21 protein-coding genes are annotated in these 19,883 nt (G+C 69.0%); 6 read left to right on the plus strand and 15 right to left on the minus strand.

The features are described from left to right. Window positions 1-75 precede the first annotated feature (75 nt). On the plus strand, window positions 76-1,014 hold the full coding sequence (gene coaA / locus SKC42_RS05275; RefSeq protein WP_330963231.1) for a type I pantothenate kinase: 939 nt from the start codon (window positions 76-78) through the stop codon (window positions 1,012-1,014). Window positions 1,015-1,051: 37 nt separating this feature from the next. Here coaA and SKC42_RS05280 read toward each other — a convergent pair whose 3' ends face one another. Next, entirely contained in the window at window positions 1,052-1,465 is a 414-nt protein-coding gene (locus SKC42_RS05280) for a hypothetical protein (protein ID WP_330963232.1), read from the minus strand. A gap of 609 nt (window positions 1,466-2,074) precedes the next feature. On the opposite strand from SKC42_RS05280, the gene SKC42_RS05285 reads away from it, so the two are divergent. Then, window positions 2,075-2,923 carry a helix-turn-helix domain-containing protein gene (locus tag SKC42_RS05285; protein ID WP_330963233.1) on the plus strand — a complete coding sequence of 283 codons (849 nt, stop codon included), beginning with the start codon at window positions 2,075-2,077 and terminating at the stop codon, window positions 2,921-2,923. Here the strand turns inward: SKC42_RS05285 and SKC42_RS05290 are convergent. The 6 genes from SKC42_RS05290 to SKC42_RS05315 form a co-directional block, all read right to left on the minus strand. Beyond that, window positions 2,863-3,819 (minus strand): LLM class flavin-dependent oxidoreductase, encoded by a 957-nt coding sequence (locus tag SKC42_RS05290; RefSeq protein ID WP_330963234.1) that lies wholly within the window; start codon window positions 3,817-3,819, stop codon window positions 2,863-2,865. The genes SKC42_RS05285 and SKC42_RS05290 overlap by 61 nt on opposite strands. Further along, entirely contained in the window at window positions 3,816-4,520 is a 705-nt protein-coding gene (locus SKC42_RS05295; RefSeq protein ID WP_330963235.1) for a hemerythrin domain-containing protein, read from the minus strand. Before SKC42_RS05295 ends, SKC42_RS05290 begins: the two co-directional genes overlap by 4 nt. A 431-nt stretch (window positions 4,521-4,951) precedes the next feature. After that, a complete protein-coding gene (locus tag SKC42_RS05300; protein WP_330963236.1) occupies window positions 4,952-5,605 on the minus strand; it encodes an AAA family ATPase in 654 nt (217 codons plus the stop codon). A 13-nt stretch (window positions 5,606-5,618) separates the two neighbouring features. Then, on the minus strand, window positions 5,619-6,002 hold the full coding sequence (locus SKC42_RS05305) for a type II toxin-antitoxin system Phd/YefM family antitoxin (protein WP_330963237.1): 384 nt from the start codon (window positions 6,000-6,002) through the stop codon (window positions 5,619-5,621). Window positions 6,003-6,117: 115 nt separating this feature from the next. After that, the gene (locus tag SKC42_RS05310) at window positions 6,118-7,497 is read right to left on the minus strand and encodes a hypothetical protein (protein ID WP_330963238.1); all 1,380 of its coding nucleotides are present in this window, start codon (window positions 7,495-7,497) and stop codon (window positions 6,118-6,120) included. 39 nt (window positions 7,498-7,536) lie between these two features. After that, complete coding sequence (locus tag SKC42_RS05315) at window positions 7,537-8,325, minus strand: (2Z,6E)-farnesyl diphosphate synthase (protein ID WP_330963239.1); 789 nt, start codon at window positions 8,323-8,325, stop codon at window positions 7,537-7,539. Between the two features lie 164 nt (window positions 8,326-8,489). Between SKC42_RS05315 and trhA the strand changes: the two genes are divergently transcribed. Beyond that, window positions 8,490-9,260, plus strand: coding sequence for a PAQR family membrane homeostasis protein TrhA (trhA, locus tag SKC42_RS05320; RefSeq protein WP_330963240.1), 771 nt, complete (start codon window positions 8,490-8,492; stop codon window positions 9,258-9,260). Here trhA and SKC42_RS05325 read toward each other — a convergent pair. Genes SKC42_RS05325 through mca form a run of 4 tightly spaced genes read right to left on the minus strand, consistent with a single transcriptional unit; the run spans window position 9,257 to window position 12,795 of the window. Beyond that, entirely contained in the window at window positions 9,257-9,628 is a 372-nt protein-coding gene (locus SKC42_RS05325; RefSeq protein WP_330963241.1) for a nuclear transport factor 2 family protein, read from the minus strand. The two genes, trhA and SKC42_RS05325, sit on opposite strands and share 4 nt — an antisense overlap. Window positions 9,629-9,639: 11 nt before the next feature. Continuing rightward, entirely contained in the window at window positions 9,640-11,649 is a 2,010-nt protein-coding gene (locus SKC42_RS05330; RefSeq protein ID WP_330963242.1) for a thioredoxin domain-containing protein, read from the minus strand. Then, complete coding sequence (locus tag SKC42_RS05335; protein ID WP_330963243.1) at window positions 11,636-11,926, minus strand: hypothetical protein; 291 nt, start codon at window positions 11,924-11,926, stop codon at window positions 11,636-11,638. The genes SKC42_RS05330 and SKC42_RS05335 overlap by 14 nt, the downstream gene beginning before the upstream one ends. After that, window positions 11,923-12,795 (minus strand): mycothiol conjugate amidase Mca, encoded by an 873-nt coding sequence (gene mca / locus SKC42_RS05340; RefSeq protein WP_330963244.1) that lies wholly within the window; start codon window positions 12,793-12,795, stop codon window positions 11,923-11,925. Before mca ends, SKC42_RS05335 begins: the two co-directional genes overlap by 4 nt. A gap of 113 nt (window positions 12,796-12,908) precedes the next feature. Between mca and SKC42_RS05345 the strand changes: the two genes are divergently transcribed. Next, window positions 12,909-13,343, plus strand: a complete 435-nt coding sequence (locus tag SKC42_RS05345; protein WP_330963245.1) for a DUF4307 domain-containing protein — start codon at window positions 12,909-12,911, stop codon at window positions 13,341-13,343. Between the two features lie 217 nt (window positions 13,344-13,560). Further along, window positions 13,561-14,055: a transcription elongation factor GreA gene (gene greA, locus SKC42_RS05350; RefSeq protein WP_330963246.1), complete on the plus strand. Its 495-nt coding sequence runs from the start codon at window positions 13,561-13,563 to the stop codon at window positions 14,053-14,055. An 82-nt stretch (window positions 14,056-14,137) separates the two neighbouring features. Here greA and SKC42_RS05355 read toward each other — a convergent pair whose 3' ends face one another. From SKC42_RS05355 to SKC42_RS05370, 4 genes are all read right to left on the minus strand, one after another. Next, window positions 14,138-15,304, minus strand: coding sequence for a cystathionine gamma-synthase (locus tag SKC42_RS05355; protein ID WP_330963247.1), 1,167 nt, complete (start codon window positions 15,302-15,304; stop codon window positions 14,138-14,140). A 28-nt stretch (window positions 15,305-15,332) separates the two neighbouring features. Beyond that, window positions 15,333-16,049 carry an RDD family protein gene (locus SKC42_RS05360; protein ID WP_330963248.1) on the minus strand — a complete coding sequence of 239 codons (717 nt, stop codon included), beginning with the start codon at window positions 16,047-16,049 and terminating at the stop codon, window positions 15,333-15,335. 100 nt (window positions 16,050-16,149) lie between these two features. Next, the gene (locus tag SKC42_RS05365) at window positions 16,150-17,556 is read right to left on the minus strand and encodes a cystathionine beta-synthase (RefSeq protein WP_330963249.1); all 1,407 of its coding nucleotides are present in this window, start codon (window positions 17,554-17,556) and stop codon (window positions 16,150-16,152) included. Window positions 17,557-17,605: 49 nt separating this feature from the next. Beyond that, a complete protein-coding gene (locus tag SKC42_RS05370; protein ID WP_330963250.1) occupies window positions 17,606-18,673 on the minus strand; it encodes an alpha/beta hydrolase in 1,068 nt (355 codons plus the stop codon). 242 nt (window positions 18,674-18,915) lie between these two features. Here SKC42_RS05370 and SKC42_RS05375 point away from each other — a divergent pair, with 242 nt between their 5' ends. Beyond that, window positions 18,916-19,860, plus strand: a complete 945-nt coding sequence (locus SKC42_RS05375; RefSeq protein ID WP_330963289.1) for an SGNH/GDSL hydrolase family protein — start codon at window positions 18,916-18,918, stop codon at window positions 19,858-19,860. Window positions 19,861-19,883 lie beyond the last annotated feature (23 nt).

Consider the following 19,883-nt stretch of genomic DNA (forward strand, 5'->3'; position numbering starts at 1 on the left):
GGGCAAGTCTATCGAGCGGCGGAATTCGCCAGCCCAACCGTCGGCCGCGGGGCCGCCCCTGCAACACTGTGCACTATGCCGCGGCTTAGCGAGCCGAGCCCTTATGTGGAGTTCGACCGGAAGCAATGGCGTGCGCTCCGTATGTCGACGCCGCTGGCCCTCACCGAGGAGGAGCTCGTCGGGCTGCGCGGTTTGGGCGAGCAGATCGACCTGCTCGAGGTCGAAGAGGTCTACCTGCCGCTGGCCCGGCTGATCCACCTGCAGGTGGCCGCCCGCCAGCGACTGTTCGCCGCCACCGCGGAATTCCTCGGGGAACCGCAGCAGAATCCGGACCGGCCCGTGCCGTTCGTCATCGGCGTGGCGGGCAGCGTGGCCGTGGGCAAGTCGACGACCGCCCGCGTGCTGCAGGCGCTGCTGGCGCGCTGGGATCCCCACCGCCGGGTGGACCTGGTGACCACCGACGGATTCCTCTACCCCAATGCCGAGCTCGCTCATCGAAACCTGATGCATCGCAAGGGGTTTCCGGAGAGCTACAACCGCCGGGCGCTGATGCGGTTCGTCACTTCCGTCAAATCCGGCTCCGAATACGCGTGCGCGCCCGTCTACTCGCACCTGAAATACGACATCATCCCCGGGGCCAAGCATGTGGTCCGGCATCCCGACATCTTGATCCTCGAGGGACTCAACGTGTTGCAGACCGGCCCGACCCTGATGGTGTCCGACCTGTTCGACTTCTCGCTGTATGTGGACGCCCGCATCGAGGACATCGAACAGTGGTACGTGTCGCGGTTCCTGTCGCTGCGCAGCACGGCGTTCGCCGATCCCGAATCGCACTTCCACCACTACTCGGCGCTCAACGACACCAAGGCCGTGGCCGCCGCCCGCGAGATCTGGCGATCGATCAACCGGCCGAACCTGGTGGAGAACATCCTGCCGACGCGCCCCCGCGCCACGCTGGTGCTGCGCAAGGACGCCGACCACTCCATCAACCGGCTGCGGCTGCGCAAGCTATAGCGGGGCCCCGCGGTCGGAGCCCCGCCTTCAGCCTGCGCTAGGTGGCGAGACGACGGACCCCGAGGTACTGCAACACCGCGAACGTCGCGGTGTACGCCCCGGTGGCCAGCGTCGCGGCCACGCCGAGCGACGTCATCGGGACCGCCTCGGCGGCGACCACAGCGGCCCCGGTGCAGACCACGTTGGCGACCACGACACCGATCCCGATGCGGCGCAGGTTGGGCAGGGCCGCCAGGCTGAAGACCACCAGGCCGTAGAGCACGAAGGTGGCGCCCAGCGCGTATTCCTGGAAGGACGTCAGACCGGTCAGCGACGAGAGCGGGTCGGCGACGAAGGCCACCGCCAGGCCGCACAGCCCGGTCAGGGTGGCGTCGGCGCGCATGGCGAAGCGCAGCAGCGAGTCGGTGGAGTCATAGAGGCGGCGGGTGGGGGGACCTGATATGGCGGTCATGCGATTGCTCCTCGGGGGTTGGGTCGAACGAGCGTCGGACAGTTCCGAGCGTTGCGACCGGGCACTGCCATATCGACCCGTGGCACTGCCAAGTGCTGCCAGGCAGCGAGCGACGTCCCCTTTTACGCGGCCGCGAGCGTAGCGGGAGTGCGAAAATCCGGGCCGGAAATCGCGGTGGCGTTACGCTCGGCGCGCCGAGACGACCCGTACCCGCCCGCGCAGATCGGCGGCGATCAGCCGGGCGGCGGCGTTGTGCCAGTTGTGCAGCCCGCTCCAGCGGGTTGTCCGGCGCGCCGCGGGGCGGCCAGTCGCTCATCGATGACCCCAACGGATGATGAGGTCGCACCGCGGTATCTCTACCGCTATCGAATATCGCGCTACGGCGCGATCCGCTCGCTAGCCCACGGCGGGCAGCAGCAGAACCCCTCGACATTGTGCGCAAGATCGGCGTTGCGGTGCCGCGCCGACGCTTTCCGACAGTTTCATGGATAATTTACATTTCCCTGAACCGCCCGGAGTGGGATTGACCGCCTGTCCCCGTCACCACCAGTAAGAATGCGGCCTCGACAGCCACGCCGCAGCCGAAACACAATCTTGGCAAGGACCAGCGTGGGCAATGATGATCGACCGGCGGCCGTCACAGGTGTCAGCCGATCCGCACTCGCCGAGTTTCTGCGGGCGCGGCGCCATTTGGTCCGCCCCGAGGACGTCGGGCTTGCTGCCGGCGGCCGTCGTCGAGTTGCCGGCTTGCGACGTGACGAGGTGGCGAGGCTGGCCGGCATCAGCAATCAGTACTACCAGCGTCTCGAGCAGGGCCGCGACCGACATCCGTCCGAACAGGTCCTGGTCGGTCTCACGCGAGCGCTGCGCCTAGAGAGCGATGCGGCGCGGCATCTCCGCGAGTTAGCCAGTTATCAACCGGCGCGGCGATATTCGCCAAATACGCCAACACCGCATGTGGATCCGATGATCAAGCAACTCATTGACAGCTGGCCAATGACGCCAGCCCAGGTATACCTCAACCGGACACTGACCGTCGGCGCGGCCAATCTGCTGGCCATCGCGTTGTCGCCATTGTTCGGGCCTGGCCATAATTCGCTGCGGACGCTGTTCTTCGAGCCGCAGATGCGAGAGTTCTACCGGAATTGGGAGCAGCTGACGGTCGCGACGGTCCCGTACTTGAGGTCACTGTTGGGCGCAAATCGCGCCGATGCCGAATTGATTCGGCTAATCGGCGACTTGAGCGCCGAGAGCGAACGGTTCCGTGCCCTTTGGCAGCGCCACGACGTGGAGTACAACCCGCGGGGAGTGATGCTGATCAGGCACCCGGAGGTGGGGGATCTGGACCTGCGCTACCAGCAGCTGGTCATGCCGAACACCGGCCAGCTGCTAATTCCTTATTGGGCGGAGCCAGGCTCAATCTCAGAGCAGCGGCTTCGACTGTTGGCGGGTGTCTGATCGCTGCGTTTGCGTTCAGCAGCGACGCGGTAACGCACCTCGGGTGCCACCTCCTTGGCGAATCTTTCGATCTGCGTGGCAGTTTCGGCGCGGTAAAGCAGAAATGCGCTCATGCCGTCGGTGAGCGCCAGCTCGGTGAGCTGCTCGGCCCAACTTGCAGGTGAGCCCCGTAGGAACCCGCCGCCGCCGTAGAAGTCGCCATCGATGTTGTACGCACGTCGCACGGCGGCAGGCGAGCGGCCTGCGCTGTGCGCGGCGTCATCGATGATGGCGTTGGCGGCCGGGATCCTGTCGGGCGGCAGGAACGGCGAACTCGGAACCCACACATCGGCCAATCGTCCGACCAGGCGAAGCATGCGGGGCTGGTAAGCCCCCACCCAGATCGGAATGTCGTGTGCGGGCCGCGGTCCCGCGGGTACGCCGTCCAATTGGTAATGGACGCCATCGAAGTGGACTGGTCCGCCGGCCGCCCAAAGGGTGCGGAGAATGTGCACCGCCTCATCCAGGGCCGCGACCGATTCGGCGGCGTCGCGATGTGGTCCGCCGTCCGCCACGATCTGGTGCCACAACTGTTGTGAGCCGGTGGCGAGGCCCATTTCGAAGCGGCCGCCGCTCAGCAGGTCCAAAGTTGTTGCAATGCGGGCCAACGCAACTGGCGGGCGCAGCGGCAGGTTGGCGAGGTTGGTCAGTAGTCGGACGCGTTCGGTCTTAGCGGCGATCGCCGCGAGCAGGGTCAGCGTGTCGAGGCGCTCCGGCCAATAGGGGTGGTCGGACAGGCTGACGAGATCGAGTCCGAGACCATCGGACAACTCGGCTAGGCCGATGACATCGAGCGGCCGGTTCGCGGGCGGCTCGATCAGCGTCCCGAACAGGATCGGGTGTCCGTAGTCGGTCATCCTGGCTGCCCTCGGCGAAGATCGGTGCTGCGTCGGGGTGTGACCGTTTCGTACAACTGCAGCGAGTATTGGGCAAAGCTGTCTGCCGCAAGTTGGCGAACGGCGGGCTGTGCGTCGGCCGGTATAGCGGCGATCGCGGTCGCCAGAACATCGGGGTCAGCCTCGTATGCGAGCATGCCCAGACCCAATAGGAGATCCTGTGGGTCTGCGTCGGCGGCGCCGAGTTGGACCATCGCATCCCATTCGGCGGCCGTGATGTGCATTTGCATGAGGGGCACCACCTGCTGCTCTTCGACGCGCAGATGTTCGTCTAGTGCGGCGTTGAGCTGGTCGACGCTATCGAAGGCAGCCGCCGCGTGCTCCAGGTCGGATTCTGAAACCCACCGCCTAACGCATACGCGCGACGACTCCAGCAGCGCGGCTAGTTCGCAGTGCTGGGTCTCGAGGACGTCGACGATCGATGAAGCAGCGACGCTTCTCTTCAGGAGCTGCGGCCAAAGATGGTCGTCTTCAGCCTGGTGATGGTGATGCAGGATGTTGGCGATGAGATCGAAGTGCGCGGAGATGGCCGCGCGGCGCTCCGCGTCGCTTGCGGTTGTTGCGCGCAACAGATCGGGCAGCAGCCCGAACTCCCGTCTGAGCATCGTGTGCACCATCACCATTTCTCTTGGGTCGAACATCTGGTTCTCGCGTTCGCTCATGTGCGTCCCGTTTCGTAGTTGATACCAAATCGGAGAACGGGGTTTGGCGCGGGAATGTTCGCGTTGAACGTGGCCCTGTCGCTACCACTTTCCTCAGTGCGATCCGACGTGGGACGTCGTGCAACTCGGAACCTTCGTGCTCGACCACGGTGACAAGATGCTTCGATGGCCGGGCGATCCCGCATTTCCGCCGTTCATAGGCCTTTCTGTAGCGCGTTCGATTCAGTCTTCGGGCAGCGGAGTCACGGCCAGCGGCACCGCAAAGACTGACGCGATCCTGCCCACGGATCAATGCGTCGACGCCCCAGCGGCTCGACCGCCATCAAGCTGTGCGCGAGCACCCGCGATACCTGTTGACCGTCGTTGCGACCGATGCCCAACCGCGTGCCGACTACGTCTTCAGCGCGGATGGCGGCGAGCTACGGGCCAGGCTATGACCTGGCGATGAGCTCTAATGCGGCGGCGACGACGGGTTTGGCCCACGCCGGGGTGGAGGCCAATTCGGGCGGCCCCATGATGCGGCCGCGATGCAGGTGCAGCACCAAGATCGGCGTGGGTGCGTGCCCGGTGGCAGGGTCGGCAGTCGCCGAGTTGTCATAGACCCGTAACTCGGTGAGCACCGGGAGTAGTTTCACGAGATTGATCAGGCTGTGCCGGTAGCGGCGGCGGATGTCGGCGTCGGCAATGTCGTGCCCGCCGGCGCGCACGCGCTGTCGCACCCGTTCGATGTGGGCATCGGCGCTGTGAAGGCCGACGTAGAGGACGCGGACCTCGATGCCCCGGTCGGCCGCCTCGGCGAGCAGTCGCGGCATCGTGTTGCCGCCGAGGGTGGTCTCGAGAGTGAAGTCGAGGCCTTGATCGATTGCTTTTTGCAGCAGTTTTCGGCCCTGGTCCCAGGCTGCCGCGTTGGCCTGGGTTTGGCTTAGTGCGGGGTTGGCCGCCATGATCTGGCGCGCGGCCTCGTCGGGGTTGTAGTACTCGCCGCCGTTATTTCGGATGGTCGCGCCGATGATGCTGCTCTTGCCTGCGCCGTTGACACCTGCCAACACGTGTATCTGCGCCGGTGTCGTGGTTTTGCGTGCCATGGGGCGCGCGGGGTCACCGCGGTTGCGCGGCGCGGGCCGCCTTCACTGCGGCGGCGCCCATTTCCTCCGGTGTCGCGTTGAATGCCGCAGCGACCGCGGCTTTCGCCCTCGGTGTTTGCATGCTGGCCAACAGCGTGTCGAAGCGGTCGCTGAGGTCGTCGAGGGCGGGAGTGGCGGATGCGGTCAGGGCCTGGAATTCGGCGTAGGACAGCAGCACCGCCTTGGGAGTGTCGTGCTTGGTGATCACGACCGCCCCGTTGACGGCGGCCTGCTCGAAGACGGTGCCGAATTCGTTTTTGAGGCGGGTGGCGGCCACCATGGGTATGTCGACGAGCTTGCCGTCGCGGTTGCGGAACGCGACGGTGTGCGTGGTGCTGTCCTCGTTGGTTACCGACATGCCCACTATTCTAGGCTTTCTGTCTATTTTGTGCGAATAAGACATTTATCCGGACGGGTGCGGCCCCGCGGGCGTAACGTCACCGCGAAAGTTGAGGCCCGAACTCGCGGTGGCGTTACGCTCGGCGCGCCGAGACGACCCGTACCCGCCCGCGCAGATCGGCGGCGATCAGCCGGGCGGCGGCGTTCTGCCAGTTGTGCAGCGAGCGCTGCGGCACCTCGGTCACCAGCCACTGCCAGGCCCGCCGGGCTGTCGGATCCAAGCCGGACGGCGTGGCGTTCTGCGCGTAGGCCCGCACGCCGACGACGTACGGAAAGTACAGCGAGTTGTAGTGCCGCCACTGCTCGGTGGTGCCGAACTCGCCGGCGTCGCGCGGCTTGAGCCGGCCGATGGCGTCGGCGAGCACGGCCTTGAGCTCGTTGGCCCGCTCCAGCGGGTTGTCCGGCGCGCCGCGGGCGGCCAGCCGCTCGTCGATGGCGGGCAGCGCCGTCAGCGGGCTGGCCACCAGCTTGGTCAGGTCGCCGTAGTGACCCAGCGCCCGGCGCGTGAGCCGAGCGAACGCCTCGTCGTCGACGTCATGCAGGGGGTCGAAGGAACGCAGCGGCAGCGCGGCCTCGGTTTGCCGCAGCGCGGCCCGGTCGGCCCGCAACGCCGGCGACTTCCGGAACGCCAGCCGGTCGAGCACCCCGGCGAGGGGATCCGCGAGCACCTGCACCGTGATGGCGATCGCCAGCGTGGTGAACAACAGCACGGTCAGCGCGGCCTGCGCGGTGGGTTCCCCGCGGGTGGCCCCCAGCCCGATCAGCGCTTGGCCGCCCAGCAGCACCGCCACCGACATCGACCCGGCGAACGAGCGCAGCATGTCCGCGCGCAGCGCCTGACCCTCGTCGAACGCGTCCCAGAGGGCGACCGCCACGCCCAGCAACAGCAGGTCGAATCCCGTCGACGCCAGCGCCAGCCAGCTGGGCACCAAGCCCAGCGGGATGATGAGGATCGCGTTGGCCAGCGCGAAGAACAGCGTCGCCACCACGACGACGCCGAGGACGGACACCGGCTGCGCGGGGCGCCGCAGCGCCGCCACCATCGCGCCGAGCGTGGACACCGAGATCACCCCGAACATCAGCACATGCCCCGGCCGCAGCGGACCGTCGACGCTGCCGGCCACCGCCGCGCCGACCAGCGTCAGCGCGGCGACCGCGGCCACCAGGAGGAACTCCCGGGTGCGGGCCCGCCAGTGATCACACGGCCGGGACAGCTCGACGAGCACCGCGAACCACGCCACGCTGGGCACGGCGACCAGATACACCTCGATCCGGCCGAATGCGGCGATGTGGGTGATGCCGCCGGTGCGCACCGCGTCCAGGGCGACCACCAGCGCGAAACCGCACAACCCGGTCGCCGCCAACGCCAGCACCGGTTTTCGCGGATCACGGGCCAGCAGGTACAGCCCGAGCCAGCCACTCAGCGTGAAGACCACCGCCGACAGCGCTGCCATGGATCCAGTCTCGCACGCAGCGCGGCCCCCGAAGCGGTCCTATTTGCCGTACCGGCGGTGCCGCTGGCTGTAGTCGCGCAGCGCGCGCAGGAAGTCGACCCGGCGGAACGCGGGCCAGTGCGCCTCGGTGAACCACATCTCCGAGTACGCGCTCTGCCACAGCAGGAAGCCAGACAGGCGCTGCTCCCCCGAGGTGCGGATCACCAGGTCGGGGTCCGGCTGCCCGGAGGTATAGAGATTTTCGGAGATGCCTTCGACGGTGACGGCGTCGATCAGCTCCTCGGCGGTCGCGCCGTTGGCGAGTTCCTTGCTCAACAGCGCCCGCACCGCGTCGACGATCTCGCGGCGGCCGCCGTAGCCCACCGCGACGTTGACGTGGAACGGCGCAACGCCCGGCGTGGAGCCCACCGCATCGCGCACCCGGCGGGCCGGTTCCTCGCCGATTGCGGAGAGGTCGCCGACGGTGCGCACGCTCCAGCGATTGGCCGGCGCGCAGATCTCCTCGACCACGTCGGTGATGATCTCGATCAGACCGGCGAGCTCGTCGGGGTCGCGCTGCAGATTTTCGGTGGAGAGCAGGTAGACGGTGGTCATTTCGATCCCGGCTTCCTGGCACCACCGCAGCATCTCGGCGATCTTGACCGCGCCCATGCGGTACCCGTAGCTGACGTCGTCGTAACCGGCGTTGCGTGCCCACCGCCGGTTTCCGTCGCACAGGACCGCGATGTGGCGGGGAAGTTCGGACTTGGAGGCCGCCAGCCCCTGCCTTAGGCGCAGCTCGTAGACGCGGTACAGCGGCTCTTTGAGGCGCGGCGGGATGATCTCCACGAGGATCCACCCTACTGTGACCGGCGCCGAATTCCGGGCCGCATCTGGGCCAATGTCACCGCACGGCGACACCGACTCGTGACGGTTCGCGGCTACTGTTGACGGGTACCAGCACTGGCAACCCCGATTGCTTCGCCAACAGCCCGGACAAGGCAACAGGAGACATGAGCAGCCAGATCGACACGCCCGCCGGCAAGGACCCTCAGCCCGAGACGATCAACCCCGGCAACACCGTCGAAGAGCTCGTCGAAAGCGCCGCCCACATCCTCTCCAAGCCGCGCATGCGCGGCTGGATCCACTTCTACTCGGCGTGGCTGGCGGTCATCACGGGCGCGACGCTGGTGTCGGTGTCGTGGGCGGCGTCCTCGCCGCGCGCCGGGCACTCGACGCTGGTGTACGCCGCCTCCACGGTGGCGATGTTCGCCGTCAGCGCGACCTATCATCGGGTGCAGTGGAAGACCGAGGCCGCTCGCAACCTGATGAAGCGCCTCGACCATTCGATGATCTTCGTCTTCATCGCCGGCAGCTACACGCCGTTCGCGCGGCTGGCGATGCCGCAGAAGACCGGGATGCTCGTGGAATGCATCGTCTGGGGTGGGGCGGCGGCGGGGATCCTGCTCAAGGTGTGCTGGCCGACGGCGCCGCGCTGGCTGGGCGTGCCGCTCTACATCCTGCTGGGCTGGGTGGCCGTGTGGTTCTGCCCGACGATCCTGCACGAGGCGGGTGTCGCCGCGATGGTGCTGCTGGCGGTCGGCGGCGTGCTCTACAGCGTCGGCGGCATCTTCTACGCGCTGCGCTGGCCCGACCCCTGGCCGAGCACGTTCGGCTACCACGAGATCTTCCACGCCTGCACCGCTGTCGCGGCGGTCCTGCACTACATCGCCATGTGGTTCGCGGTGTTCTACACCGGGACCGGCGCCTGGCTTGCCGGCTAGAGCCGCGTGACGTCGGCCGCCGACCAGTACGACTTCATCGCCGCGATCTTGCCGGCGCCGTCGAAGACCATGACGTCGATCGGCTCGATCACCATCCGGTGTTCCCCGGCCGCCACGGTGAGCCGGAACTGGAAGGCCGCCTCGTTGCCGGCCACCCGCAGCGACACCAGCTCGCATTCCCGCTCCACGTTGTTGACCGCGGAGTAGAACCCGTGGATGGCGCCGTGCCCGATGTGCACCTCGCCGCCCACGGGGTCCTCGACGGTGGCGTCGTCGGCATACAACTCGACCAGGTCGTCGGCCGTGCCCTTGGCGACCAGCTCGATGTAGCGGTTGACGGTGTCGGTGATGTGTTCGGCGCTCGGCATGAAACCTGACGCTACCGTGGCACGGCCAGCAGGTCCGCGAGGTCGTCGACGCCGGTGACCGGCAAGTCGCAGACCTGCCCTCGGCAGACGTACGCGGCGTCGGCCCCCGCCACCCTGCCCCGGCCCGCGAGCAGCGGCGCCGAGTCCTCGGCGCCGCCGAGCACGATCGCTCCCCCCGGCGCCAGCCGACGCGCGCCGGCCAGCAGCGGGGAGCGCGCAGGGTCGCAGGCGACCGCGATCTGCAACGGCCCGCACACCGCCGCCTCGGCGACGGCCAGCCAGTGTCCGGCCGAGCGCGGCGCCCGCTCCAGCAACACCGAATGCTCGCGGAACGCGTCGCCCGCCGCCCGCAGATACCGCTCGGCCCGGTCGGCGCCGACGAGGTGGGCGGCGGTCAGCAGCGCCTCGGTGATCGAGGACGCCCCCGACGGGGTGGCCCCGTCCAGCGGGTCGGCGGGCCGCAGCACCAACGCCTCGGCGTCGTCGGCGGTGTCGAACCAGCGTCCCGGCCGCTGCGGGTCGACGAAGTGCGCCAGCGCGGTGTCCAGCAGGTCGGCCGCCGACGTCAGCCAGGTGTCCTCCCCGGTCAGCTGGTACAGCGCGAGCAGGCCGGTGGCCAGCATCCCGTGGTCCTCGAGGATGGCGCCGCTCGCCCCGACGGCCCCGCCCAGACTCGCGCGCCGCAGCCGGCCGTCGACGAGGTGCAGGTCCAGCAGGGCCGCCGCGCAGCGTCGCGCCGCGTGCGTCAGTCCGGGGTCGTCCAGCGCCACGGCGGCCTCGGTCAGGGCGGTGATCGCCAGCCCGTTCCACGACGTGACCACCTTGTCGTCGCGGCCCGGCTGCGCCCGGGTCGACCGCGCGGCGAGCAACGCCGCCCGCACGCGTTCGGCCCGGTCCGGATCGCCGGGATCGGCGCGCAACTGCAGCACCGAGCTGCCATGCTCGAACGTGCCGGATCGGGTAACCGCGAAAAGCTCTGCGGCCCAAAGCCCGTCGTCGACGCCGAGCGCCTCGGAAAGCTGTCCGGGCGTCCACACGTACGTCGAGCCCTCGCGGCCGGCGGCGTCGGCGTCCAGCGACGAGGTGAACAGGTCCCCGTCGGCCAGCTCGCCGAGCAGGAAGGCCGCGGTCCGCGCGGCGACCCGGCCCGCCAACGGGTCCCCGGTGCGCCGGGCCCAGTGCGCGTAGGCACGCAGCAACAGCGCGTTGTCGTACAGCATCTTCTCGAAATGCGGCACCACCCAGGCGTTGTCGACGCTGTAGCGGGCGAAGCCTCCGGCGAGCTGGTCGTAGATGCCGCCGCGGGCCATCGCGCCGCCGGTGCGCTGCACCGCCCGGAGCGCGGCCGGCGAGCCGGTGCGCTCGTAGTGGCGCAGCAGCGCCTCGAGCAGCGCCGACGGCGGGAACTTGGGCGCACCGCCGAAACCACCGTGCACCGTGTCCTGATCCCCCAGCACCGCGGCGACGGCGTGGTCACACAGTTCGGGGGCCAGGTCGGGCCCGCCGCCGGGCAGGCCCGACGACATCCTGCGCAGCTCACCGGCGATGTGGTCCGACGCCTCCTCGACCTCGCCGCGGCGCTCCCGCCACGTCTCGCCGACCGCCGAGAGCAGTTGCAGAAACCCGTCTTTCGGGTAGTAGGTGCCGCAGAAGAACGGCCGGCCGTCGGGGGTCAGGAAGCACGTCATCGGCCAGCCGCCGCGCCCGGTGAGCGCGACCGTGGCGTTCATGTAGACGGCGTCGAGGTCGGGCCGCTCCTCCCGGTCGACCTTGATGCAGACGAAGCCGGCGTTCATCACCGCGGCCACCTCGTCGTCCTCGAACGACTCGTGGGCCATGACGTGACACCAGTGGCAGGCGGCGTACCCGATGGACAGCAGGATCGGCACGTCCCGCGCGGCCGCCTCCGCCAGCGCCTGTGGCGTCCATTGCTGCCAGTGCACCGGGTTGTCGGCGTGCTGACGCAGATAAGGGCTCGTCGCGAGCGCGAGGGTGTTCGTCCCGGGGTCAGCCGGGCTCATCGCCGGGCCCCGGCCCGCGCGCCGCCCCGTCCGGCCGGTCGGGGGGCTGCTCGACCGTGTCGGTGCCCTCGTCGGCGGCCTGGTCGGGTTCGGGGTGCTTGGGGTCGAACGAGTCGGGAACCTTTTTCAGCTGCCGGTTCATCGATCGCAGCAGCAGCAGCGTGGCGATCAGCAACAGCACCACGATGAGCAGCCCGACCGGACTGGCCTTCCCGAAGTCGGGCCCGGTGTTGCGCGGCGCGTTGTCGGCGAGGACCGCCAAGAGAAGGTGGGTCACGCGTCACGCCCGATCCCGGCGAACAGGTCGTCCTCGGGCAGCCGAACGGGAACCCTCGACCGGGCCAACTCGAATTCCTCGGTGGGCCAGAGCCGTTGCTGCCACGAGATGGGCGCGGCGAAGAACTCGGCGTTGGGGTCGATCTGGGTGGCGTGCGCGCGCAGGGCGTCGTCGCGCTGGCTGAAGTACGCCGAGCACTCCACCCGCGTCGTCACCCGGGACTCGAACGGGTCGCTTTCGGAGTCCCAGTGCTTGAGCCACTTCGTGAACGGGCCCTCCTGGCCGCGCTTGACGAATTCGTCGTGCAGCAGCTGCATCCGCGCCCGCACGAAGCCGTGGATGTAGTACAGCTTGGACACCGCCCACGGCTCGCCGGCGCCCGGGAAGCGCCGGTAGTCGCCGGCCGCCTCGAACGCGCCGATCGACACCTGGTGGCACCGGATGTGGTCGGGGTGGGGGTAGCCGCCGTTCTCGTCGTAGGTGGTCATCACGTGCGGCCGGAACTCGCGCACCACCCGGACCAGCGCTTCGACCGACGCCTCCAGCGGCACCAGGGCGAAGCAGTCCTCGGGCAGCGGCGGGGGCGGGTCTCCCGAGGGGAGCCCGGAGTCGACGAAGCCCAGCCAGGTGTGCTCGACGCCGAGGATCTCGGCGGCCTTCGCCATCTCGTCGCGACGGATCTCCGCCATGTGCTCGAGCACGTCGGGGAAGTCCATCGCCGGATTGAGGATGTCGCCCCGCTCGCCCCCGGTCAGGGTCACCACCATCACCCGATGGCCCTCGTCGGCGTAGCGGGCCAGGGTGGCCGCCCCCTTGCTGGACTCGTCGTCCGGGTGGGCGTGCACCGCCATCAACCGCAGTTCGCTCACGTGCCCCCTTGTCGGTCCGCTGGTCGCCCGGTCTGAACCCTATAATTCCAGTTCCGTATCCCTGCACGCGCCGGCGCCCGTCCGGCCGGCCCACACTCCCCCGATACCCAGGCATGACTGAAACTCCCATCCCGCGTCCCGAGTCCCGCTACGGGCGTTCGCGACTGACGCCCACGTCCCGGCGGAGCGCGGTGATTGCCCTCGCCGTGCTGGTCGTCGCGGCCGGTGTCGCCGTCGCCGTCATCGCCTACCAGCGGCTGGCCACCAGCAGCGTGTCGGGCTCGCTGGCCGGTTATCGCGTCGTCGACGACGAGACCGCGGCGGTAACGATCAGCGTGACGCGATCCGACCCGTCGCGCCCGGTGGACTGCATCGTGCGGGTGAAGGCGAAGGACGGCAGCGAGACGGGCCGGCGCGAAGTGCTGGTCCCGCCCGCCGGTCAGGCGACCGTCCAAGTGACGACGACGGTGAAGTCGTCGCAGCCGCCGGTGATGGCCGACATCTATGGTTGCGGCACCGAAGTGCCCGGCTACCTGCGCCCCTCCTGACCGCGCCGGCACAGTCGACCCGATCGAACGGGGTCATCTTTTGTTTGCGCGGTGGTAACATGGATGAATGCACGGTTCCGGCTGGGACCGTGTATTGCTGCATTAATGGCCGTCAGGATCACGGGCCGGCAGCACGCGGGGGGAGGACCCGGTGACCCCGGCGGCGGGGCTGACAGGCTTACGCGAATACGCGAACGACAATGAGGAGCACGACGAGATGACGGACACTTCGGTGACTTGGCTGACCCAGGAGTCACACGACCGACTGAAGGCCGAGCTCGACCAGTTAATCGCCAACCGTCCGGTCATCGCAGCGGAAATCAACGACCGCCGCGAGGAGGGTGACCTGCGCGAGAACGGCGGCTACCACGCCGCCCGCGAGGAGCAGGGCCAGCAGGAGGCCCGCATCCGCCAGCTGCAGGATCTGCTCAACAACGCCAAGGTCGGCGAGGCGCCCAAGCAGTCCGGCATCGCGCTGCCCGGTTCGGTGGTCAAGGTCTACTACAACGGCGACAAGTCCGACACCGAGACCTTCCTGATCGCGACGCGCCAGGAGGGCGTCAACGACGGCAAGCTCGAGGTGTACTCACCCAACTCCCCGCTCGGCGGTGCCCTGATCGACGCCAAGGTCGGGGAGACGCGCAGCTACGTGGTGCCCAACGGCAACACCGTCGAGGTCACGCTGCTCAGCGCGGAGCCCTACCACTCCTAGGCCGCTCGACCATTCCCCGCGAGCAGACGCAAAAGCCCGCGCGCGCCCGGCGTGTCGCCGGCTTTTGCGACTGCTCGGCCTACTAGCTCAGCGCCTGCTCCAGGTCGCCCAGCAGGTCGGCGATGTCCTCGATGCCCACCGAGAGCCGCACCAGGTCGTCGGGCACTTCCAATTGCGAACCGGCCGTGGACGCGTGCGTCATGGCGCTGGGCAGCTCGATCAGCGACTCGACCCCGCCGAGCGACTCGGCCAGGATGAACACCTTGGTGCGGCCGCAGAGCTTCTCGGCGGCCGGGCGGCCATCCCGCATGCGCACCGACACCATGCCGCCGAAGTCGCGCATCTGCCGTGCGGCGACGTCGTGCCCGGGGTGGCCGGGCAGACCGGGATAGAACACCGCACTGACCGACGGGTGCCCGGCGAGGTACTGCGCCACCGCCATGCCGTTCTCGCTGTGCCGCTGCATCCGCAGCGCCAGGGTCTTCAGGCCGCGCAGCGTCAGGTAGGCGTCGAACGGGCCCGGCACCGCGCCGGCCCCGTTCTGCAGGAAGCCGAAGGCGGCGTCGAGCTCCTCGTCGTTGGTGATCAGCGCGCCCCCCACCACGTCGGAGTGCCCGCCGATGTACTTGGTGGTCGAGTGCAGGGCCACGTCGGCCCCCAGCGTCAACGGCTGCTGCAGCGCGGGCGAGGCGAACGTGTTGTCCACCAACACTTTCGCCGAGCCTTCGGCGGCCAGCTGCGCGATGCCCGGGATGTCTGCGATGGTCAGCAACGGGTTGGTCGGCGTCTCCACCCAGATCAGCCGGGTGCGGGGCGTGATGGCCGCGCGGACGGCGTCCAGGTCGGACAGCGGCACCGGCGTGTACTCGACGTTCCAGCGGGTGAAGACCTTGTCGATGAGCCGGAACGTCCCGCCGTAGGCGTCGTTCGGGATGACCACATGCTCGCCGGGCCGCAGCATGGCCCGCAAGGCACAGTCGGTGGCGGCCATCCCGGAACCGAACGCCCGCCCGAATGCGCCCTCCTCGACCGCCGCCAGCGACGCCTCGAGCGCGGCCCGGGTCGGGTTGCCGGTGCGCGCGTACTCGAACCCGCCGCGCAGCCCCCCGACGCCGTCCTGGGCGAAGGTGCTGCTGGCGTAGATCGGGGCGTTGACCGCCCCGGTGGCCGGGTCCGGGCGGTAACCGGAATGGATGGCTTTGGTCGCGAATCCGGTGAACGGGTGGTGCCCGTCGCTGTCGTGGCTCATCGGCGTCCAGCCTAGTGGCGCGCGCCGCTCACGCCTCCTGGACCGGCAGTACCACCGTTGTCATGATCTTGTCCGCGAGCGTCTGCCGTTTCGAATCCCACAGCGGGAAAAGGAAACCGATGAAGCAGATGACCGCGTCGACGAAGTGCGCGATCTGGCGGACCACCGACATCCCAAAGCCGATGGGCTGGCCGGTGACCTCGCTGACCACCTTGATCTTCATCACCGACTTGCCGAGGCTCGAGCCGGTGTTGCCCTGCCGGTAGCCGTAGTTCCAGACCAGATACGCCAGGCCGATCAGGCTGGCCAGCCACTGGGACAGCTGGCCGATCATCGACGGCTGGGTGGCGCAGAACTGGCTGACGTCGTATTGGGTGATGTCGGTGACGCACGACGACTGCTGGGTGCTGAAGTAGATCGCCGAGCCGATGCCCACCACGACGGCGTACGGAATGTAGTCGATGATGAATGCCAGCACCCGGGTGAGCCAGGGCGCATAGGAAGCCGTCGGCAGGGTGCGGATCGCCGGCCCCGGGGGCGGTGGCGCGTACCCACCGGACGACGGCGGGGGCGGGGGGTAGGAGCCGCCGGGCGGTGGCGGGGGCGGCGGATAGGAGCCGACACCGGGCACCGACGGCCCAGCCGGCGAGGACGGCGCCTCGTGCGCGCCGGACGGCGGCTCATGACTACCGGGCGGCGGGGGCGGCGGCGGGTAAGCGCCGCCGGGCGGCGGTTGATCGGTCATGGGCAACCCTTCCACTGCGGATTGGCTCAACTCGGCGGCATTACAGTACCTGAGCGCCGAGCGGCCCGGCGAGAGCGGAAGCACGCCTCGGCGGGCGTCCCTACCGGCGCCCCGCGAGCCCCCGCGGCCCCTCGGACAGGAACCCCAGTAGGTCGTAACGGGTGATGACCCCGACGGGTTTTCCCTCCTCGACGACCATCAGCGCGTCCCAGTCGCGCAGCGCCTTGCCGGCGGCGCTGACCAGCTCGCCCGCGCCGATCATGGGCAGCGGCGGGCTCATGTGCTGGGAGACGGCGTCGGCCAGCTTCGCGCGGCCCTCGAAGACCGCCGAGAGCAGTTCGCGCTCCGAGACGCTGCCGGCGACCTCACCGGCCATCACCGGCGGCTCGGCCCCGACCACGGGCATCTGGGACACGCCGTACTCGCGCAGGATGCCGATGGCGTCGCGGACGGTCTCGGCCGGATGGGTGTGCACCAGGTCCGGCAGGGCCCCGGACTTGCCGCGCAGCACGTCGCCGACCCTGGCCTCCTCGGTCGACCCGTCGAGCCGGGTGCGCAGGAAGCCGTACGACGACATCCACGCGTCGTTGAAAATCTTCGCCATGTAGCCGCGCCCGCCGTCCGGCAGCAACACGACGACGAGCGCGTCGGGACCGGCCTCCTCGGCCACCTTCAGCGCGGCCACCACCGCCATCCCGCACGACCCCCCGACCAGCAGGGCCTCCTCGCGGGCCAGCCGCCGGGTCATGTCGAACGAGTCGGAGTCGGACACCGCGATGATCTGGTCGGGCACGGTGCGGTCATACGCCTGCGGCCAGAAGTCCTCGCCCACCCCCTCCACCAGGTAGGGCCGGCCGGTGCCCCCGGAATACACCGACCCCTCGGGGTCGGCGCCGACGACGTGCACCGCACCGCCCGACACCTCCTTGAGGTAGCGGCCGGCGCCGCTGATCGTGCCGCCGGTGCCGATGCCGGCGACGAAGTGGGTGACCTTGCCCTCGGTGTCGGCCCAGATCTCGGGCCCGGTGGTCGCGTAGTGGCTGGCCGGCCCCTCGGGGTTGGCGTATTGGTCGGGTTTCCAGGCGCCGTCGATCTCGCGGACCAGTCGGTCGGAGACGCTGTAATAGCTGTCCGGGTGGTCGGGCGGCACGGCCGTCGGGCAGACGACGACCTCCGCGCCGTAGGCCAGCAGCACATTGCGCTTGTCCTCGCCGACCTTGTCGGGGCAGACGAACACGCACTTGTACCCGCGGCGCTGCGCCACCAGAGCCAGGCCGACCCCGGTGTTGCCCGAGGTGGGCTCGACGATGGTGCCGCCCGGTCGCAGCTGTCCGCTGGCCTCCGCGGCGTCGATCATCTTGACCGCGATCCGATCCTTCGAGCTGCCACCGGGGTTCAGGTATTCGACCTTGGCCGCCACCGTTCCGACCCCCTCGGGGACGACGGAGTTCAGCCGGACGAGGGGCGTGCCGCCGATGAGGTCACTGATGTGCTGCGCGATCCGCATGCGTTCATCGTCTCAAGCCCGTCCGGCGGGCGCACAGCCGCGCCGTCGATCAGCCGGTGGCCTCGCGGATGTAGTCGCCGATCTGGCGTAGCGAACGGATCGCCTCCGGCAGGATCGGTGCGGCCAGCTGGAAGTCGTGGACCTGCCCAGGCCACACCCGCACCTCGGCGGGCACGCCGGCGGCCGCCAGCCGGGTGGCCGCCAGCTGCGCGTCGTGCAGCAACACCTCCGAGCCCGAGACGTGAATGAGGGTCCGCGGCAGGCCCGGCTTGATGTGCTCCAAGGGCTCGTAGATCTCCTCGGGTTTGCCGTCGGTCGTGTTCTTGGCGGCCGCGCCAGCAACGAGGTCGATGAGGGCGTCGAAGGCCTTCGGCGGGAACATCGCGTCGGTCCTGATGTTCGGGTGAGCCTGTTTGAATTCCTTTGCTAGCTGCAGCAGCGGCGAGATCGCGACCAGCGCGGCCGGCGCCTCTCCCTCCTCCTGCAGGCGTTGCGCCAGCGCCAGCGCGAGATACCCGCCGGCGGAGTCACCGGCCAGCACGATCTGGTCCGGTGGATAGCCACGCTCGCGCAGCCATTGGTAGGCGTCGTGACAGTCGTTGAGGGCCATTCCCACCGAGTGTTTGGGCAGCAACCGGTAGTTGACCACCAGGATGGGCGAGTCAGCAAACTTCGACAGGGCCTCCACCAGCCGGCCGTGCGAGTTGGCCCCGCACGTCAGGAACGCGCCGCCGTGCAGGTACAGGACGACTCGGCGGGTGCCGTCGGCGGGCAGCACTCCGGGCGCCCGCACGAGCTGCGCCGAAGCGTTTGGCAAGTTCACCGTCTCGCGGACGGTGGCCGACACCGGCAACACGACGCGGGCCGCCAGATCGATCAGGCCCCACGGCCACGGCAGGTTGGGGACGTGGCTGCCGACGGCCAACACGGGCCGGATGGTCAGCCGGGATGCGAGGGTGGCCAGCCGCGCAGCAACGCTCGGTCCGGACTCGAGGACCTCGACCGGCGCGCCGTCGCTGATGGCAAATCTTCGAGCCTCGAGTTTACGAGCCCTGAGGACGTCATGTGGGCGAACGGAATACCGAGGTGAGCCGGGTACCTTGCTCGGTGCGGTCATGCTCGACACTCCTACGCCTTCGTAGTGCATACAGCATGGAACGAGGCAGCCGAGCGTCTGGTTTAACCCAAGTTTCCCGTACGTTCAGCCAGCCACTTGAACTTAGCTTGACAGGTGTTCATGAGTGCAACGTTTGAAGAATCTGATTCGATACCACATTTGATTCGCACCGTGACCACATTGTTCGTTAGCCGCCCGCGCAAACCCTCGAGCCGAACTAAACTGGCGCCGTGACCATCCGGGTGCCGCGTCGTTCGACGATCGCCCTGGCCACGGCGGGCGCACTCGCTTCGACGGGCACGGCCTATCTGGGCGCACGCAACCTGCTGGTCGGCCAGGCGACTCACGCGCGCACCGTCATCCCTAAGTCGTGGGACATCCCGCCGCGCGCCGACGGCGTGTACACCCGCGGGGGCGGGCCGGTGGAGCGCTGGCATCGCGGCATGGCCGTGGACCTGCACCTGATGATCTTCGGCGACTCGACGGCCACCGGGTACGGCTGCATGGACGCCGAGGAAGTCCCGGGCGTCCTGATCGCCCGCGGACTGGCGAACCAGACCGGCAAGCGCGTCCGGCTGAGCACCAAGGCCATCGTCGGCGCCACGTCCAAGGGCGTCTCCGGTCAGGTCGACGCCATGTTCGTGGCCGGCGCGCCGCCCGATGTGGCGGTGATGATGCTGGGCGCCAACGACGTCACGGCCCTCAACGGCATCAGCCAGTCCGCGCAACGGCTGTCCTTGACCGTCCGTAAGTTGCGGGCCCGCGGCGCGGTCGTGATCGTCGGGACCTGCCCCGACCTCGGGGTGATCAGCGCGATCCCGCAGCCGCTTCGTTCGCTGGCGCACGAGCGGTGCGTTCAGCTCGCCCGCGCCCAGACCGCCGTCGTCCGGGCGGCCGGCGGTGTGCCGGTTCCACTGGCCCAGCGCTTGGCACCCCACTTCCGCAAGAAGCCGCAGGTGATGTTCTCGGCCGACGGCTATCACCCCTCGGCGACCGCCTACGCGCTGGCGGCCGACGCCCTGCTGGTCGCGCTGTGCGAGACGCTCGGCGAGGACGTCGAGGAACCCATGGTCGCGTTGCCGGCACGGCCGGCAACGCCGATGCTCGACGCACGTCATACGCGGCTGAGCATGCTGTCGCGGCTGTGGCGGCGCCCGCCGCCCGGCGCGGGTGCCCCGTCTTCGTGACCGCCCTCGCGCGGCGACTAGAT

The sequence above is a fragment of the Mycobacterium sp. 050134 genome, from assembly GCF_036409085.1.
GTDB lineage: Bacteria > Actinomycetota > Actinomycetes > Mycobacteriales > Mycobacteriaceae > Mycobacterium.